This is a genomic window from Vibrio barjaei, from assembly GCF_001639065.2.
Taxonomy (GTDB): domain Bacteria; phylum Pseudomonadota; class Gammaproteobacteria; order Enterobacterales; family Vibrionaceae; genus Vibrio; species Vibrio barjaei.
The window spans coordinates 290,049-308,727 of record NZ_LQXO02000009.1; the positions used below are offsets into that span (position 1 = coordinate 290,049).

Here is an 18,679-nt window from a genome sequence, read left to right on the forward strand (position 1 = left end):
TATATCAGTAAAAAGGTGTACATACGATGAGCAAGATAGCGAAGCAAGACATTGCAGCCATCATCGAAGGGGTCGGCGGAGCCGACAACATTGCCAGTGTGAGTCACTGCTTAACTCGTCTGAGATTCGTTCTTAACGACACAGAGAAAGCAGATAAGTCAGCACTGGAAAGCTTAAAGGTTGTTAAGGGCTGCTTTACCAATGCAGGTCAATTCCAAGTGGTGATTGGTACTGAAGTCGATGAAGTATATAAGTTACTTATTGACATGGCGGGCAAAAAAGCCGCATCAAAAGATGATGCTAAACTGGCTGCTCGCCAAAATATGAATATTCTCGAGCGTGGTATTTCGCACTTAGCCGAAATTTTCGTTCCTCTTTTACCTGCGATTATCACTGGTGGTTTGATTCTCGGTTTTCGAAATGTGATTGGTGACATTCGCATGTTCGATGGCAAAACGCTGGTTGAAATCAGCCAATTCTGGGCCACCGTTCACTCGTTCTTATGGTTGATTGGTGAAGCAATCTTCTTCTTCCTGCCTGTTGGTGTGTGTTGGTCGACAGTGAAAAAATTAGGAGGCACGCCAATTCTGGGTATTACACTGGGTGTGACTTTGGTGTCGCCACAGCTAATGAATGCCTACTTAATCGGTAAGCAGGTCCCTGAAGTCTGGGACTTTGGTTTGTTCGTGATAGAGAAGGTGGGCTATCAAGCTCAGGTCATTCCAGCCATGCTAGCCGGTGTTGCATTGGCCTTTATCGAAACTAACCTTAAACGTATTGTCCCAAGCTACCTGTATCTGGTTGTGGTGCCTTTCGTTTCAATCATTCTATCTGTGATTTTAGCGCATGCACTTATTGGTCCTTTTGGTCGAGTACTGGGTGACGGTGTTGCATTTGCAGCGAAAGCTGCGATGACGGGTGATTTCGCGGTTCTTGGTTCTATGGTATTTGGCTTCCTATACGCACCACTTGTGATAACGGGTATCCACCACACGACTAACGCCGTTGATTTACAGCTTATGCAAGACCTTGGTGGTACACCAATCTGGCCTTTGATTGCTTTGTCAAACATTGCTCAAGCTTCTGCTGTTGTCGGTATCATCATTATTAGTAAGCGTGAAGGCGAACGAGATATTTCAGTTCCTGCTGCTATCTCTGCGTACTTAGGGGTAACAGAGCCTGCAATGTACGGTATTAACTTGAAGTACAAATTCCCGATGTTGAGCGCCATGATTGGCAGTGCACTTGCTGCAGCAATTTGTGGTAGTGCTGGCGTAATGGCAAACGGCATCGGTGTTGGTGGTCTACCGGGTATTCTTTCCATCCAACCTCAGTACTGGACGGTATATCTAATGGCGATGCTAGTCGCTATGGCGGTGCCAATTGTCCTAACCCTGTTCCTGTATAAACGCGCTCAGTCAAAAGGCGAGCTAGAGCTTGCAAGCGCGTAACGCCCCCATTAGTGGCTCAATTTGAGCCACTGTTTTCTTTTTGTTTCTTTTGTAATGGTAAGTGAGATTGAAATCGATGAGTCAACAAACTCAACAAGACTGGTGGAAAACCGCCACTATTTATCAAATCTATCCGAAGAGTTTTTGTGACAGCGGCAACAAAGGGATGGGGGATATCAAAGGCATTACCTCAAAGCTTGATTACCTTGAGCAGCTTGGTGTTGATGCTATCTGGTTAACTCCTGTCTATGCCTCACCAATGATTGATAACGGTTACGATATTGCTGACTATTACGCTATTAACCCCGATTTTGGCACGATGAAAGATTTTGATGAGCTACTAGAACAAGCCCATCAAAAGGGTATTCGTATTATCATGGATATCGTAGTGAACCACACGTCAACACAGCATGAGTGGTTTCAGTCGGCTCTTGGAGATAAGCAAAGTCCTTATCGTGATTATTATATTTGGAAACCTGGTCGTGATGGGCAAGCCCCAAACAACTGGCAGTCTAAATTTGGTGGTTCTGCCTGGGCACTAGATGAAGCCACAAACGAATATTATTTGCATTTGTTTGCCAAAGAGCAGGCCGATCTGAACTGGGAGAACCCTGCTGTTCGAGACGACGTAAAACGTGTGATTGAGTTCTGGGCGCAAAAAGGAGTAGATGGATTTAGGTTAGACGTCATTAACCTGATTTCAAAGCAGCAAGATTTTGCAGATGATCATATTGGTGATGGCCGCCGCTTTTACACTGATGGCCCTAGAGTGCATGAATATCTACAAGAGATCAGCGAAGCGGTATTCCAAAAGTATGGTTCGGTGACGGTCGGTGAAATGTCTTCGACAACGCTTGAGCATTGCCAGCAATACAGTGCATTAGATAACAGAGAGCTGTCGATGGTGTTTAACTTTCATCACTTGAAAGTTGATTACCCAAATGGAGAGAAGTGGACTAAAGCGGATTTTGACTTTGCACAGCTCAAGCAGATTTTCAATCATTGGCAAACGGGTCTGAATGGCAAAGGTTGGGGAGCACTGTTTTGGTGTAACCATGACCAGCCTCGTATTGTGAGTCGCTTGGGTAATGATACCCGCTATCACAATAAGTCGGCGAAAATGCTCGCAGCGTCCGTCCATTTAATGCAGGGAACGCCATACATATTCCAAGGCGAAGAGATTGGCATGACTAACCCAGGCTTTACTGACCTTGCTCAGTATCGTGATGTGGAAAGTTTGAATATGTACCAGCTAATGGTTGAAGAGGGTACAACGTCTCATGATGAGATGATGGCAATCTTGCAGCAAAAATCTCGAGATAACTCGCGCACGCCGATGCAATGGGATGGCAGTGTTAATGCTGGCTTTACTTCAGGAACACCTTGGATCGAGGTCTCTAAAAATTACCCACAAATCAATGCGCAGGCAGCACTTCAAGACGAACAATCCGTGTTCTACTTCTACAAGGAACTGATCGCTCTTCGCAAAACGGTGCCTGTGATAACCGATGGTAGTTATACTGATATGTTCCCTGAGCATGAACAGGTGCATGGATATCTGCGAGAAAACGCGGAAAGCATGTTGCTATGTCTGAATAACTATTTTGGGCAGGAGACTCAGGTCACTCTGCCTGAATCTTTCGTTGCACTCACAGGACAACGAGTCTTGAGCAACTACGACCTCGAAGGCAAAGTATCCCTTGATAAAAAAGTGGTCATGAAGCCGTATGAGACGGTGGCCATTTTGATTGATAAGTAACGAGTAATGCCCTTCGCCGAACTGAGAGGAAAGCGAAGGGCATTGATATTAACCGTAAGTCACCACGTAGCGTGTAGGCTTATGGTTCATAGCAAGAACAAGGTTGAGCATCACTGCGCCCAAGATGGAGATCATAATGACGTTCGGCGAGACAAAAAAGAACGACGCGATTAGGATCGAGCAGTCTATCGCCATTTGCGTTTTCCCTACTGAAATACCGAATTTGTCTTGAATAAACAGGCAAAGCACATTGAATCCGCCAAGACTTGATCGGTGCCGGAATAGAATCAGCATACCGAGCCCCATCAACAAGCCGCCAGCAATGGCACAATAAATATCGTTAATCTGATCCAGTGATACAACACGGTACATGTTATCTGTGATAACAGAGACCAACGCACCTGAAATTGCACTGCTCGCAGCAAAACGTTTACCAAAGCGTTTCCACGCTAACAGATAGAATGGGCTATTGAATGCAAAATACAAGGTACCAAAAGAAACAGGTACAAACTGGCTTACAAGAAGCGCTAGACCTGTAGTGCCGCCAGTTAATAGTTGAGCTGATTGGAGAAAGAAAATACCTTGGGCAACAATAAATGTACCAGTCAGTATCGCTATCCAATCTTCTCTTCGTGAGTGTTTTTGCATCAGTTCAAAATTCTTCTTAGTAATAATCGCCGCAATAGTATTGAAAAGATGATCTTTTCGGTAGCTTGAAGGTGAAATTTGCGGTAAACCTATGTAATTCAAATTTTACACTTTGTAAATGGAATTATTGACACTTAGTGTACACATTGTCGTACTAATTCAGGCGCCCATGATGATACCTAAGGTTCACTATGAGAAAACTGCATGAGAAATTTCCAATTTTCTCTTTATGACCTAGATCAAATTATGTATGATGCAAGTCATCAAATGTGGTGACGAAAACGTTTGCTTTTGGTCATTGTATGGTTTTTTTGAAACTTTCGGAACAATCTGAGTCAGGAGATACAGATGCTTAAGCGTGATATGAACATCGCTGATTACGATGCGGAGCTATTTGCAGCTATTCAAGAAGAAACCCTTCGTCAAGAAGAGCACATCGAGCTTATCGCTTCGGAAAACTACACTAGCCCTCGCGTAATGGAAGCGCAAGGCTCTCAGCTAACAAACAAATATGCTGAAGGTTATCCGGGCAAGCGCTATTACGGTGGTTGTGAGTACGTCGATAAAGCGGAAGCACTGGCGATTGACCGTGCGTGTGAGCTATTTGGTTGTGAGTATGCGAACGTTCAGCCTCACTCTGGCTCTCAAGCGAACAGCGCCGTGTACATGGCTCTACTTAACCCAGGCGATACTGTTTTAGGTATGAGCTTGGCTCACGGTGGTCACCTTACTCACGGTTCACCAGTTAACTTCTCTGGTAAGCACTACAATGTGATTCCTTACGGTATCGATGAAGCTGGTCAAATCAACTACGACGAGATGGAACAGCTAGCACTTGAGCACAAGCCAAAAATGATCATTGGTGGTTTCTCTGCGTACAGCCAGATCGTAGATTGGGCTCGTATGCGTGAAATTGCAGATAAAGTTGACGCGTATCTGTTTGTTGATATGGCGCACGTTGCAGGTCTTATTGCGGCTGGTGTTTATCCAACGCCTGTTCCTCATGCACACGTTGTGACAACCACAACACACAAAACACTAGCGGGTCCTCGCGGTGGTCTAATCCTGTCTAATGCAGGCGAAGACATGTACAAGAAACTAAACTCAGCGGTTTTCCCTGGTGGTCAAGGTGGTCCTTTGATGCATGTTATCGCTGGTAAAGCAGTAGCATTCAAAGAAGCAATGGAACCTGAGTTTAAAGATTACCAAGCTCGCGTGGTTAAGAATGCAAAAGCGATGGTTGCCCAGTTCCAAGAGCGTGGTTACAAGATTGTGTCTAATGGCACTGAGAACCACCTGTTCCTTGTTGACCTAATCGACAAAGACATTACAGGTAAAGAAGCGGATGCAGCGCTAGGTGCGGCAAACATCACGGTAAACAAAAACTCAGTACCTAATGACCCACGCAGCCCATTCGTAACGTCTGGTATCCGTGTTGGTTCTCCAGCGATTACTCGCCGTGGTTTTACTGAAGCTGATGCGACTGAGCTTGCTAACTGGATGTGTGATGTTCTAGACAACATCAACGATGAATCAGTGATTGAAGCGACAAAAGCGAAAGTACTAGAGATCTGTAAGCGCCTACCTGTTTACGCTTAGTTAGACTTACTTTAGAATAAAAAAGCGAGCTTTGAGCTCGCTTTTTTATTCTTGTATTTGATTGATTTCTTATGGTTTCTTTGTGTGTGAATAGCAAGCTCTGGCTATTTATTGATATTCAGTAAAGTTCCAGATTTACACTTGAATGAATAGTACTTGCGGCTTTCACTAAATTGCCCCAAGCCTTCACCATTACAGTAATCAATATTAATGTCACGCATGATATCCAGCGTTTTCTCGCTGTTCAGTGCGAATTTAGCGCCGTCTTTACAAACGATACGAACTCGACCATCGTCACTCACCGAGTACAGATTCACTTCGGTATTACACAGTTCAAATGACGCTTCTAAGTAGTTGTCTTGTTGAGTATTCTGCGCGCAACCACCAATAACAGTAGCGGCTAAAATAGGCAAACCAACTTTAAGTAACTTCATGCTACACCCTTGATTGAATAATATTTTTCTTTAAGCCTACCTAAATATAGCGAAAATGCGAGTATGAGAATGTCATCTTGGCGATTTTTCTTAAAAAAAACACGGATGGCTCTAAGAGCGAATCCGTGTTTAACAAGAAACCACAAATGGAATTATTTAATTTCTACGCCTTGAGCCTGTAGGTCCGCATGATAAGAAGAACGAACGAATGGGCCACATGCCGCGTGAGTAAAGCCAAGTTCTAGTGCAATATCTTTTAGCTCATCAAACTCAGAAGGTGGAACGTAGCGTTCTACAGGTAAGTGGTGACGGCTTGGCGCAAGGTACTGGCCTAACGTTAACATGGTAACACCGTGCTCACGAAGGTCTTTCAGTACTTCCACGATCTCTTCTTTCGTTTCACCTAAGCCCATCATTAAACCTGACTTTGTTGGTACGTCAGGGTGCATCTCTTTAAACTTCTTAAGTAGTTGCAGCGACCACTTGTAGTTTGCACCTGGACGAGCTTTACGATACAGACGAGGAGCTGTTTCTAGGTTGTGGTTGAAGACATCTGGTGGGTTGTCTTTCATTGCCTCAAGCGCAACATCCATACGGCCACGGAAATCTGGAACCAGTGTTTCAATGCGAATTTCTGGGTTAAGTGCACGGATTTCGCGATTACAGTCAGCAAAGTGTGTCGCCCCACCGTCACGAAGATCATCGCGGTCTACAGAAGTCACAACAACATACTTCAGCTTCATGTCTTTGATTGTTTGCGCTAGCTTTTTAGGTTCACCAACTTCTGGAGCGTTGGGGCGACCATGAGCGACATCGCAGAATGGGCAACGACGAGTACAGATTGCACCAAGAATCATAAATGTTGCTGTACCGTGGTTGAAGCATTCAGCTAAGTTAGGGCAGGATGCTTCTTCACAAACAGAGTGCAGGTCATTTTTACGCATTGCTGATTTGATATCTTGAATACGCTGGCTGTCTGCAGGGAGTTTGATCTTCATCCACTCAGGTTTACGAAGGATCTCTTTTTGCTCAGTAGGCATGTTCTTAACTGGAATCAATGCCATTTTGTCAGCGTCACGGTACTTAACGCCTTTTTCCATTTGGATAGGTTTGCTCATCGTCTTATGCTTCTTCGCTGAATTCTACTTGCTCGTAATCAAGTATTGTTATGAGTGCTTTGATTAATTGGTCTTCTACGACGGACACTTGCTGTGGACCGCCCAACTGGCTGACCTGAACCATTTCCATTCCGGCATAGCCGCAAGGATTAATTCTTAAAAAGGGAGTGAGATCCATATTGACGTTTAGCGCCAGCCCATGGAAAGAACATCCTTTTCTGATGCGTAAGCCCAATGAACACACTTTTTTATTGTCAACATAGACGCCAGGTGCGTCGGGTCTCGCTGCCGATTCGATATTGTATTCTTTTAGCGTTTGAATAACGAGGTCTTCGATATGAGTAACCAGTTCACGAACGCCCAGTTTTTTACGACGGAGATTGATTAGGAAATAGGCCACTAACTGACCAGGACCATGATAGGTGACTTGGCCACCACGGTCACTTTGTACAACGGGAATATCACCAGTGTTAAGTAGATGCTCAGCTTTGCCTGCTTGACCTTGTGTAAACACAGGGTTGTGTTCAACTAACCAGACTTCGTCGCGCGTATGTTCTGTGCGATTATCAGTAAACTCATGCATCGCTTTCCAGACAGGCTCATAGTCCTTTCTACCAAGCTTTTTTACAACTAGTTGATTTTCCACCAATCACTCCGCTGCCACTTAATAAAGTATTCGCATTATAAACATGTTGGTGGTTTTGAACTACCAATAAATAACGAATTCTTAACGACTGAATCACTATTAAGTGCTAGGTTTTTGAAATATAAAAAGAAAGCAGCCCAAGCTGCTTTCAAAAAAAATTTAAATTTTCAAATTTTTATAGAACCATGCGAACAATGTCGATTTCGCCAAGTTCTTTGTACAAGGTCTCCACCTGCTCGATAGACGTTGCAGTGATATTAATCGATACTGCATGGTAGTTGCCTTTTGCACTTGGTTTGATAGTTGGGCTGTAGTCCCCTGGCGCGTGGCGCTGGATTACTTCCACTACCTTTTCAGGAAGTTCTGGCTTAGCGTAACCCATCACTTTGAATGTAAAAGAGCAAGGGAACTCTAGTAGGTCTTTGAGTTTTGCATCAGAGTTGATGGTCAACATATTAGGGACTCCAAAAATACCAATTCGTTATAACGATGCGAATAGTAATGCCTTATGTGGATGATCTCAAGCCAACAAAAAGTAAAGCCGCATTATGCGGCTTTACGGAAACTTGATTACTTTTAATTCTATCGTTCGATTATTAGAACAAGCTCTTGAAAAGTAATACGATGTAATCCCATAGACGACTGAATAGGCTACCTTCTTGAACATCTTCAAGTGCAAGTAGTGGGTATTCAGCAACATCTTCGCCGTCTAGTTGATAGTATAGCTTACCAACAACATCGCCTTTAGATATTGGTGCTTCAAGCTGTTTTTCAAGTACGAAACTTGCTTTTAGGTTCTTCGCTTGCCCGCGTGGTAGTGTGACGAAGGTATCTTGGTTAACACCTAGTGCTACAGCATCCTTGTCACCCATCCAGACTTTTTCTTCTACGAAGGTTTCGTCGGCTTTATGTGGATTCACTGTTTCGAAGAAACGGAAGCCATAGCTCAATAGTTTTTTACTTTCAGATTTACGTGCATTGGCACTCTTAGTACCCATAACTACCGCAACTAAACGCATTTTACCTTCAGTTGCCGAGCTTACTAAGTTATAACCAGCTTGGCTTGTGTGGCCAGTTTTAATGCCATCAACATTCATGCTCTTATCCCACAACAATCCATTGCGGTTATATTGAGTGATGCCGTTGTAGGTGAATTTTTTCTCCGAGTAAATACGGTACTCATCTGGAACGTCACGGATCAACGCGCGACCAAGTAATGCTAAATCGTAAGGCGTAGAATATAGGTTCGGGTTATCCAAGCCGTGAACGTTGGCGAAGTGTGAATTGTTCATGCCGATAGACTTTGCCCACGCATTCATTAGATCGACAAACGCGTCTTCTGAACCTGCGATATGCTCAGCCATTGCAACACATGCATCATTGCCTGATTGAATAATGATGCCTTTGTTAAGCTCTTCAACGGTTACTTTTGTGCCAACTTCGATAAACATCTTCGATGAATCAGGGAAGTTCTTTGCCCAAGCATTTTTACTGATGGTTACTTCATCTTCTGGAGTGATGTTGCCACGCTTAAGTTCTTGGCCGATAACGTAGCTGGTCATCATTTTTGTCAGGCTAGCTGGGTGAAGTTGAGTGTTCATCTCTTTTTCAGCTAGGACTTTACCTGAGTTGTAGTCCATCAAAACGAAGCCTTTGGCTGCGATTTGAGGAGCATCCGGCATAACAACAGGCGCCGCAGAAGCAGAAGTTGCTGCTAAAGTTGCGGTAAGAGCAATGGAAGTTAGAAGTTTCATAGAAGGTTTATTCTTATTCATTTGAATACAATTTTTGTTTGTTGTCCGTATATTAACAGAACGGCCTGGGCAAACTAGATAGCTTACACTAAGTAACAACCGTTATTTATGTCAATGATGTTTACATTTTTTTGACGAAAGCTGAGGAGTAGCCAATCTTTTTCACTTGTTCGAGAACATCTTGAGTCTGCTTGTAGTCTTTGAAAGGACCAAGCATTAGACGGTAGTTGCTATTTACAGGTGCTAGAAATGTGTCCACTGATAGCTTTTGACCAAGTTCTTTCGATAAAGTTTCGACGCGATCCTTATGTGGAGATGCGGCAACTTGAATTGTGTACTCTGGGTGTTTGTCCACTTTATGTTGGCTGGTGGAGCGCTCGACAATGATCACTTCAATCTCGACATTGGCGGTACCTGTTTTAATAACATCGAGTTTCTTTGCAGCAGCATAGCTCAAGTCAATGATTCGCCCTTCGTGAAAAGGACCTCGGTCATTGACGCGAACGATAGTTTCTTTGCCATTGTCTAAATTGGTGACCTTAACATAGCTTGGTAGCGGCAAGGTTTTATGAGCAGCCGACATAGAATACATGTCGTACACTTCACCATTCGACGTCAGATGGCCATGAAATTTTTTCCCATACCACGAAGCCTGTCCGCGCTCTTTAAATCCGGTTGGATCTTTAATCACCTTGTAGCTGTTTCCTCGCAAGGTGTAGTTTTTATTGCCGCCTAAGCTATAAGGTTCATATTTAGGTTGAGCACCTTCAATATGGTCAACAGAGATAGGACTTGAAGGTGCAACATCATCGCTTAACTCATAGCGACTGTCTGACGACGAACAACCAGCAAGAGCGACCAATCCCACAGTAAAGCAAAGCAATGTTTGGTAGTGACGGTGGCGGATAGAAAATCGATTCATTACGTTGCCTTTGAAAATGCCTTTCTGTGCGTATGGATAGACATTAAGATGCCGAAACCAGCCATTAACGTCACCATGGAGGTGCCGCCATAACTGACAAGAGGTAGAGGTACGCCTACTACAGGTAATATACCGCTTACCATACCAATATTTACGAAAACGTAAACAAAAAAGCTAAGTACAATGCTGCCTGCCATCATTCTACCGAATGCGGTTTGTGCTGAACTGGCTAAATATAAGCCACGGCCAATAATAAACAGATAGAGGGCAAGCAATAATAAAATGCCTATCATGCCCCATTCTTCGGCGATAACTGCAAAAATAAAGTCAGTATGTCGTTCTGGAATAAATTCAAGCTGTGATTGAGTGCCTTGCATCCAGCCTTTGCCAGTAATCCCACCAGAACCAATGGCAATCTTACTTTGGATAATATGATAGCCAGCACCGAGTGGGTCTGATTCTGGGTCGAACAAGGTTCTGACACGGACCTTTTGGTATTCACGCATCAAGAAGAACCATAACACAGGAACAAAGGCTCCGAGCGCTACAACCGCACTAATAATGATTTTCCAACTAATACCAGCAAGGAAGATCACGAAAATACCAGAAGCGGCAATTAGTATGGAGGTACCTAAATCGGGTTGTTTCGCGATAAGAATGGTTGGTACAAATACCATAACCAAAGACATCACTAAGGTTTGGAAGGTGATGGGAAGTGAACGCTTACCTATGTAACGTGCGACCATTAATGGCACGGCGAGTTTCAGTAGTTCTGAAGGCTGAAAGCGAACAAAACCTAAATTAAGCCACCTCTGCGCGCCCTTAGACGCTTCACCAAAAAACAACACTCCGAGTAACAGCAATACACCTACAAAGAACATGATTGGTGCGAGTGACTCGTAGGTTCTCGGGGAGAATTGCGCGAGCACAATCATAACAACAAGGGCGAGAACCATACGCATGGCTTGCCTGTCCATCATTTCCAAACTCTGCCCACTAGCACTGTACATAACAACTAGGCCAAAAGCCATTAAAGCCAGAATACCTAATAGCAGTGGCAAATCGATATGGAAACGTTCGAATAGAACTCTATTTTGTCCTGTCGATGGATCAAATCTCATTCTTCTTCACTCTTTTCGTCTCGAAGGGCCAAGTCAAACAGCTGTCGTGCTACAGGCGCACCGTTTGAAGAACCTCCACCAGCGTTTTCTAGTACAACGGTCACTACTACCTTTGGATCTTTGAAAGGTGCAAAACCCGTAAATAGGGCATGGTCTTTTAGGTGCTCTTCCAGTTCCTCAGCGTTGTACTCTTGGTCTTGAGCCAAGCTAAACACCTGTGCCGTACCTGATTTACCCCCCGACTGATAAGGCATGTTCTTAAAGGCGCGGCGTGCGGTACCTTTGACACCATGGTTAACCAATCGCATTCCTTCGAGTGCGATGTCCCAGTAGCTCTCTTTCACTCCAGTAATCGGCGGGCGAGAGTCAACTTCAGCCATTGTTTGGTGTTCAAAGCTATCGCCATTATCGATAGTGGCACGTAATAGATGCGGAGATAAAACTTCTCCATGATTAACCAGCACGGAGGTAGCTTTGGCTATTTGCATTGGCGTTGCAGTCCAGTAACCTTGTCCAATACCTACTGGAATCGTATCACCTTGATACCATGGCGTGCGATGACGTGCCATCTTCCACTCTCGTGTCGGCATATTCGCTTTACTTTCTTCATAGATATCAATGCCGGTATAGTCACCAAAACCAAACATCATCATCCACTTAGATAGTCTATCAATGCCCATGTCATAGGCGATTTGATAGAAGAAGGTATCCACTGACTCTTCAATGGCTTTAAGGATATTGACTTTACCGTGCCCCCAACGTAACCAGTCACGGAAGGGACGTGTTTTCGAGTTTGGAATTCGCCAATACCCGGGGTCATTACGTGTGGTTTGAGGCGTAATGACGCCCTCTTGGAGTGCTCCAACCGCAATAAAAGGTTTTACCGTTGATGCTGGTGGATAAATACCAAGCGTTGCACGGTTTACCAGTGGACGGTTTTTATCTTCCAAAAGGGCTTTATAGGCTTTACTTGAAATGCCATTTACAAAGGCGTTAGGGTCATAACTAGGGCTAGACACCATCGCGAGTACGCCGTTGTCATTTGGATCTAAAACAATTGCGGAACCGCGTCTTCCTGCTAACAGTTTATGAACTTTAAGTTGTAGTTTGATATCGAGGTTTAGCACGATATCTTTGCCCGGAATTGGCGGGACGAACTTTAAGGTACGTAGTACTCGACCACGGCTGTTAACTTCAACTTCTTGATAACCTGCGGTGCCGTGTAGAATTTCTTCGTAGTAGCGTTCGATGCCTAACTTACCAATGTCACGCGTAGCTTGGTAATTCGCATCTCTTTCTTCTCTGACAAGACGACGCATATCACGATCATTTATTCGTGATACGTAGCCAATAACATGTGTCAGTACATCGCCAAATGGGTAGTATCGCTTTAGATTCGCCGCTATTTCTACGCCTGGAAACTTGTGTTGATTAACAGAGAATACGGCGACTTGCTCTTCGGTTAATTGTGTAAGAAGAGGAATAGATTTGAATCGGCGAGTTCGCTTTCGGTCTCGTTCAAATGCTTCAATACGTTCTTCTGGAATATCTAAGAATTCGCGCAGCCCAGCAATGGTTTTATCCATGTTCTTCACCTTTTCAGGGGTGATTTCTAGGTTGAAGACTGGACGGTTCTCTGCCAGTAGGATGCCATTTCTGTCATAGATAAGCCCGCGATTTGGTGCGATTGGTACAACTTTAATGCGGTTGTCATTAGAGCGAGTTTTGTAGTCTTGATACTGATTAACCTGAATATTATAAAGGTTTGCAACAAGCACTAGCATCATGGTAATGATAAATACGAATGCAACGACAGCACGGCTTTTGAACAGCCGTGCTTCTGCCTGATGGTCCCGTATCTGGCTACGTTTACGTCTCATAACTTGTTGGCTTACTCTCTATGGTAAGGATGATTTGCAGTAATTGACCAAGCGCGATAGAGGCTTTCTGCCATGACAATTCTCACGAGAGGGTGGGGAAGAGTTAGCGCAGAGAGCGACCAGCTTTGATCGGCTGCGGCTTTACAGGCTGGTGCAAGACCTTCAGGACCACCAATCAATATAGAGACATCGCGCCCATCAAGCTTCCAGCTCTCGAGCTGCTCAGCAAGTTGAGGGGTATCCCATTTCTTACCTGGAATATCTAATGTCACAATACGGTTTCCTTTAGGAACCGCAGCTAACATCGCTTCGCCTTCTTTTTGCAAGATTCGTGCGATATCAGCGTTTTTGCCTCGCTTCCCCGCGGCAATTTCTACCAGTTCAAGTGGCATATCATGAGGGAAACGACGCTTATATTCTTGAAAGCCTTCTTCGACCCATTTCGGCATTTTTGTACCGATTGCGATGAGTTGGAGTTTCAATGTATTAGCTCCAAAGCTTTTCTAATTGGTAAAGCTCACGGTGCTGTTCCTGCATGACATGCAGCATGGTTGACCCCATATCGAGAACCACCCATTCACCTTCTTGCTCGCCGTCAACGCCGAGAGGTTCCATCCCCGCTTTCTTCACTTCAGAAGCAACATGATCAGCAATTGAAATAACATGTCTTTTTGACGTACCAGTACAGACAATCATAAAATCAGTCACGCTAGACTTACCTTCAACATCTATCGTTACGATGTCTTGTGCTTTCATATCGTCGGCTTTGTCTGCTAGAAATAGTTTCAATTCTTCGCGTTGCAAAAGATTTTCCTCGTTGTTCTTAATTAAGTTGAGCCTTAGACTCAATTGACCTGCAATTATACCACGAAATTATGGATGTAAAGACAGGCTGCTGTCAGTAGCACTCAGGTTGAGCGTTAGCTGGTGTAGAAAGGGCCATGGGCTTATCTCGTATTGGGTCTTTACTTGGACCTCGATTGAAGCGAGTAGTTGCATGGCTTGTTTGAGTCGTATTGCGGTAAGGCGCTGAAGAGCAGCACTATAGAGCGGTTTTTTGTTTTGCCATACTCTGAAACTATCGAAGACTTGGTTAAGCGAAGATTGAGTCAGCATCTGTTGCATCTTGATGAGTTGTTGGAGCTCTTTTTGAACTGAACGCAACAAAATAACAGCTTCAATGCCTTCTGCTTCAAGTTGCAAGAGAATTCGATTCGCTCGCTTTGGCTTACCCTCTAAGATCGCGTCTATCCAGTGAAATACTGTGAAATGGTTATGACGGCTTAGTGACTCTTGAACACGAATCAGATTGAGTTGTCCATCAGGGTAGAGCAATGACAGCTTCTCTAAGCTTTGAGAAAGAGCAAACAGGTTTCCTTCATGCCATTGGCATAGGAGCTGTATTGCTTCACCGTCAGGCTTAAGTCCTGTGGTATTGCATCGCCTCATTACCCATTGAGGGAGGTGTTTGACATCAGGGGCGGCGCAGCTCACTAAACAGCCATTTAGAGCCTTGAACCATTTTGCTGATTCTTGAGCTCGCGTTAGCTTGGTCCCAGTGAGGATAACAACAATGTCTTCATGTAAGTGCGATGATATTTCTAACAGCTGTTTGGCGATTGCAGCGTTAATGCCTGACTCAGGGATGGATAGTTCTATAATTTGCTTAGATGAAAACAAGCTAAGTGCTTGTGTGCAGTCATAGACATCATTCCAGTCCAGTGAGCTGTCCACTGAGAAACGATGATGTTCTTCAAACCCTAATTGTCGAGCATGACGAATGATCAAATCTCGACTTTCTTGAACAAATAATGGTTCGTTACCAAAAACAAGGTAGCAGCCATGCCATTGACGGTTCAGTGTTTCTGCAAGGCGGTCAGCAAATACTCTCACGTTGTTCTACTCTGCATCACTAGGATTGAGGAGACGCGGTAGCGTCTGACTCTATAGCTTTTTGCTGCGTTTCGTATTGTTCAATATCGGTTTTAAGGCGTGCCATTTGGCGCATCATTTGTTGAGCTGAAAAGTTTCTCATCTCGTCTTCAATCAAAGAGCGCTCTTCTGACTTTGCCAGAGCTGAAAGTGGGTTATCGAGGTAGCTACGTGTGATTTGAGCCGAAAAACCTTTAGAGCCAAGCTCAGGAACCGTCACACGATAATTCACGATATAGGTCAGTTCTTTTTCGGCCGCTCTTGTATTTTGATACAAAGATAGTGTGCGGTCGCTGATAGACTCTCCGGTAATATGGAGGTTAGGGATGTCAGGCTCTGGGTTGACGATTTCTATTTTGCTTAATCTTAGTTGCTCTTTAACCAGTCGGGTGATTTTGCCATATGGGTCAAAACTGGTGACTGAGATTTCTTTGATATCTTCGGGAACGTTGTACTCTCCACGCAAGTGAAAACCACAAGCAGTCAACAAAGTAGATAAGAAAAGGACTAAGCTGACTCTTGCAGTGTTGTTTTTTAGTAGGCGCATAGTGCTCGCAGACTCTGTTAAAAAGGCTTATGTAAGTTTCATCAGAGAGCAATACTTACATAAGGCTTTTGTGTGGCTTATAAAAGAGTCGCGAAGTATTCTTCGCGACTCTTGGTATCATAAAGACAACTAAATTAATTAGCTACAATATTCAATAGTTTACCCGGTACGTAAATCACTTTACGGATGGTCTTTCCGTCAGTGAATTTTGTTACGTTCTCGTCGTTAAGACCAAGCTCTTCTACTTGTTCTTTAGTTGCATCCGCAGCAACGGTCAATTTAGCGCGTAGCTTGCCGTTAACTTGAACAACGATAAGTTTCTCATCTTCAACGAGGGCCTTTTCATCAAATGTTGGCCACACAGCATTGTCGATATCTGCATTACCCAGTGCCGTCCACATCTCGAAACAGATATGCGGAGTGATAGGATAAAGCATGGCAACGACCGCTTGTAGTGCTTCATCAAGAATCGCACGGTCTTGTGCTGTGTCTTGAGGCGCTTTAGCAAGCTTGTTCATGAGTTCCATGATGGCTGCAATCGCCGTATTGAATGTTTGGCGACGGTCAACATCATCGGTTACTTTTGCAATGGTCTTATGAACATCACGGCGCAGGGCTTTTTGGTCAGAAGATAGAGCCGAAACGTCAACGCTTTCTGCTGCACCTTTTTCTGTATGCTCTTTTACCAACTTCCAAACACGTTTAAGGAAACGGTTTGCACCTTCCACACCAGACTCTTGCCACTCTAATGTCATATCCGCAGGTGATGCGAACATCATGAATAGACGTACAGTGTCAGCACCGTATTTGTCTACCATTTCTTGTGGGTCAATACCGTTATTCTTCGACTTAGACATTTTGATCATGCCTGAGTGTTCTACGTCACGACCTTGGTTGTCTGTTGCAGAGGAAATACGACCTTTACCGTCACGCTCAACGTTTACATCTGTTGGAGCGATCCACTCTTTCGTGCCTTTTTCGTTGGTGTGGAAGAAAGCATCAGCAAGCACCATACCTTGGCATAGGAGTTTCTTAAATGGTTCGTCGGAAGTTACATAACCAGCATCACGAAGCAACTTGTGGAAGAAGCGAGAGTACAGTAAGTGCATACATGCGTGCTCGATACCACCGATATATTGGTCTACAGGTAGCCAATAGTTCGCTTTTTCTGGATCCAAAATATCATCAGCTTGCGGAGAACAGTAACGTGCATAATACCAAGAAGACTCCATAAAGGTGTCGAAGGTGTCTGTTTCACGTAGTGCTGGCTCACCGTTGAAGGTCGTTTTTGCCCACTCTTTATCAGCTTTGATTGGGCTAGTCACGCCATCCATAACAACATCTTCCGGAAGAATTACAGGAAGTTGCTCTGCTGGAACTGGGTGAACTTCACCATCTTCAGTCGTCACCATTGGAATTGGAGCACCCCAATAGCGTTGACGAGAAACACCCCAATCACGTAGACGGAAGTTTACGGTCTTGTGGCCTTTACCTTCGGCTTCTAACTTAGCAGAAATAGCATCGAACGCAGCTTGGAACTCAAGTCCATCGAACTCGCCAGAGTTAAATAGTACGCCTTTCTCAGTATAAGCCGCTTCTGAAATATCAAGCTCGCTACCGTCAACAGGTTTGATTACTGGAAGAATATCTAGGTTGTACTTAGTAGCAAACTCAAAGTCACGTTGGTCATGACCTGGAACCGCCATAACTGCACCTGTTCCGTAATCCATCAAGACGAAATTAGCAACAAATACTGGCACTTCACGACCATTCAATGGATGAATCGCAGTAAGGCCGGTTGCCATACCTTTTTTCTCCATTGTTGCTAGTTCAGCTTCTGCAACCTTGTTGTTCTTACACTCATCGATAAATGCAGCTAACTCAGGGTTGTTTTCAGCCGCCGCAGCAGCAAGAGGGTGGCCAGCAGCGATACCTACGTATGTAACACCCATAAGAGTATCTGGACGCGTCGTATATACTTCAAGGTCTTGATGACCCTGTACTTCAAACTTCAGTTCAACACCTTCAGAGCGACCAATCCAGTTGCGCTGCATGGTTTTAACCATTTCAGGCCAACCTTCTAGGTTGTCTAAATCGTCAAGAAGCTCTTGGGCGTATTCTGTGATTTTAATAAACCACTGTGGGATTTCTTTTTGTTCAACTGGAGTATCACAACGCCAGCAACAGCCGTCTTCAACCTGTTCGTTTGCTAGAACAGTTAAGTCATTTGGACACCAGTTAACGGAAGAGGTTTTTTTGTATACTAATCCTTTTTCGTAAAGCTTAGTAAAAAATTCTTGCTCCCAACGGTAGTACTCTGGTGTACACGTAGCGAACTCACGGTTCCAGTCGTAGCCAAAACCAAGCAACTTAAGTTGGTTTTTCATGTACTCAATATTTTCGTAAGTCCATGGTGCTGGGGCTGTGTTGTTTTTTACCGCTGCGTTTTCGGCAGGTAGGCCAAACGCGTCCCAACCAATTGGTTGCATTACGTTTTTACCTTGTAGGCGTTGGAAACGAGATACCACATCACCGATGGTGTAGTTACGAACGTGACCCATATGCAGTCGTCCACTTGGATAAGGGAACATAGACAGACAGTAGAATTTTTCTTTATTTGGGTCTTCACTTACAACAAAGGTCTTATTGTTGTCCCAGTGCTGTTGAACGTTACGTTCAATATCTTGCGGGTTATATTGTTCTTGCATCGATGATTTCCGGTTATCTTGGAATTTGTGAGTTCTGTTACCACAGAAACTATTAGATCGTCATAGAATACCTAAAGGAAGCCCGGTCAACAATAGTCAATATACCCTTCGAGGGGGAAGAGGTGATGCACGTTAACGGTTATCACTTAGTGTTCTGCTA

General features: G+C 44.2%; 17 protein-coding genes. 3 read left to right on the forward strand and 14 right to left on the reverse strand.

Translation table 11 applies throughout. The features are described from left to right. Positions 1 to 26 precede the first annotated feature (26 nt). On the forward strand, positions 27 to 1,451 hold the full coding sequence (treB, locus tag AWH66_RS05865; protein ID WP_063606068.1) for a PTS trehalose transporter subunit IIBC: 1,425 nt from the start codon (positions 27 to 29) through the stop codon (positions 1,449 to 1,451). 76 nt (positions 1,452 to 1,527) lie between these two features. Beyond that, positions 1,528 to 3,210, forward strand: coding sequence for an alpha,alpha-phosphotrehalase (gene treC / locus AWH66_RS05870; RefSeq protein ID WP_063606069.1), 1,683 nt, complete (start codon positions 1,528 to 1,530; stop codon positions 3,208 to 3,210). 48 nt (positions 3,211 to 3,258) lie between these two features. Here treC and AWH66_RS05875 read toward each other — a convergent pair whose 3' ends face one another. Further along, entirely contained in the window at positions 3,259 to 3,858 is a 600-nt protein-coding gene (locus tag AWH66_RS05875; RefSeq protein WP_063606144.1) for a YitT family protein, read from the reverse strand. Positions 3,859 to 4,206: 348 nt separating this feature from the next. Between AWH66_RS05875 and glyA the strand changes: the two genes are divergently transcribed. Next, positions 4,207 to 5,457, forward strand: a complete 1,251-nt coding sequence (gene glyA / locus AWH66_RS05880) for a serine hydroxymethyltransferase (protein WP_063606070.1) — start codon at positions 4,207 to 4,209, stop codon at positions 5,455 to 5,457. A gap of 104 nt (positions 5,458 to 5,561) precedes the next feature. Here glyA and AWH66_RS05885 read toward each other — a convergent pair whose 3' ends face one another. The 13 genes from AWH66_RS05885 to leuS form a co-directional block, all read right to left on the reverse strand. Further along, positions 5,562 to 5,891, reverse strand: a complete 330-nt coding sequence (locus AWH66_RS05885; RefSeq protein WP_031493179.1) for a hypothetical protein — start codon at positions 5,889 to 5,891, stop codon at positions 5,562 to 5,564. A gap of 152 nt (positions 5,892 to 6,043) precedes the next feature. Further along, positions 6,044 to 7,009 (reverse strand): lipoyl synthase, encoded by a 966-nt coding sequence (gene lipA, locus AWH66_RS05890; RefSeq protein WP_063606071.1) that lies wholly within the window; start codon positions 7,007 to 7,009, stop codon positions 6,044 to 6,046. Between the two features lie 4 nt (positions 7,010 to 7,013). Then, a complete protein-coding gene (gene lipB / locus AWH66_RS05895) occupies positions 7,014 to 7,655 on the reverse strand; it encodes a lipoyl(octanoyl) transferase LipB (RefSeq protein WP_063606072.1) in 642 nt (213 codons plus the stop codon). Between the two features lie 175 nt (positions 7,656 to 7,830). Next, entirely contained in the window at positions 7,831 to 8,109 is a 279-nt protein-coding gene (gene ybeD / locus AWH66_RS05900; protein ID WP_031493181.1) for a DUF493 family protein YbeD, read from the reverse strand. A gap of 142 nt (positions 8,110 to 8,251) precedes the next feature. Beyond that, positions 8,252 to 9,430: a serine hydrolase gene (locus tag AWH66_RS05905; RefSeq protein WP_063606073.1), complete on the reverse strand. Its 1,179-nt coding sequence runs from the start codon at positions 9,428 to 9,430 to the stop codon at positions 8,252 to 8,254. 100 nt (positions 9,431 to 9,530) lie between these two features. Continuing rightward, positions 9,531 to 10,331, reverse strand: a complete 801-nt coding sequence (locus tag AWH66_RS05910) for a septal ring lytic transglycosylase RlpA family protein (RefSeq protein ID WP_038225413.1) — start codon at positions 10,329 to 10,331, stop codon at positions 9,531 to 9,533. Next, on the reverse strand, positions 10,331 to 11,452 hold the full coding sequence (rodA, locus tag AWH66_RS05915) for a rod shape-determining protein RodA (RefSeq protein ID WP_063606074.1): 1,122 nt from the start codon (positions 11,450 to 11,452) through the stop codon (positions 10,331 to 10,333). The genes AWH66_RS05910 and rodA overlap by 1 nt, the downstream gene beginning before the upstream one ends. Continuing rightward, positions 11,449 to 13,332 (reverse strand): penicillin-binding protein 2, encoded by a 1,884-nt coding sequence (gene mrdA / locus AWH66_RS05920; RefSeq protein ID WP_063606075.1) that lies wholly within the window; start codon positions 13,330 to 13,332, stop codon positions 11,449 to 11,451. The genes rodA and mrdA overlap by 4 nt, the downstream gene beginning before the upstream one ends. Before the next feature lie 11 nt (positions 13,333 to 13,343). Further along, entirely contained in the window at positions 13,344 to 13,814 is a 471-nt protein-coding gene (gene rlmH, locus AWH66_RS05925) for a 23S rRNA (pseudouridine(1915)-N(3))-methyltransferase RlmH (RefSeq protein WP_063606076.1), read from the reverse strand. A gap of 4 nt (positions 13,815 to 13,818) precedes the next feature. Continuing rightward, positions 13,819 to 14,136 carry a ribosome silencing factor gene (gene rsfS, locus AWH66_RS05930; RefSeq protein ID WP_063606077.1) on the reverse strand — a complete coding sequence of 106 codons (318 nt, stop codon included), beginning with the start codon at positions 14,134 to 14,136 and terminating at the stop codon, positions 13,819 to 13,821. Positions 14,137 to 14,205: 69 nt separating this feature from the next. Next, the gene (gene holA / locus AWH66_RS05935) at positions 14,206 to 15,225 is read right to left on the reverse strand and encodes a DNA polymerase III subunit delta (protein ID WP_063606078.1); all 1,020 of its coding nucleotides are present in this window, start codon (positions 15,223 to 15,225) and stop codon (positions 14,206 to 14,208) included. Between the two features lie 19 nt (positions 15,226 to 15,244). Beyond that, on the reverse strand, positions 15,245 to 15,811 hold the full coding sequence (locus tag AWH66_RS05940) for an LPS-assembly lipoprotein LptE (RefSeq protein ID WP_063606079.1): 567 nt from the start codon (positions 15,809 to 15,811) through the stop codon (positions 15,245 to 15,247). A gap of 134 nt (positions 15,812 to 15,945) precedes the next feature. Then, entirely contained in the window at positions 15,946 to 18,519 is a 2,574-nt protein-coding gene (gene leuS / locus AWH66_RS05945) for a leucine--tRNA ligase (RefSeq protein ID WP_063606080.1), read from the reverse strand. Between the last annotated feature and the right edge of the window lie 160 nt (positions 18,520 to 18,679).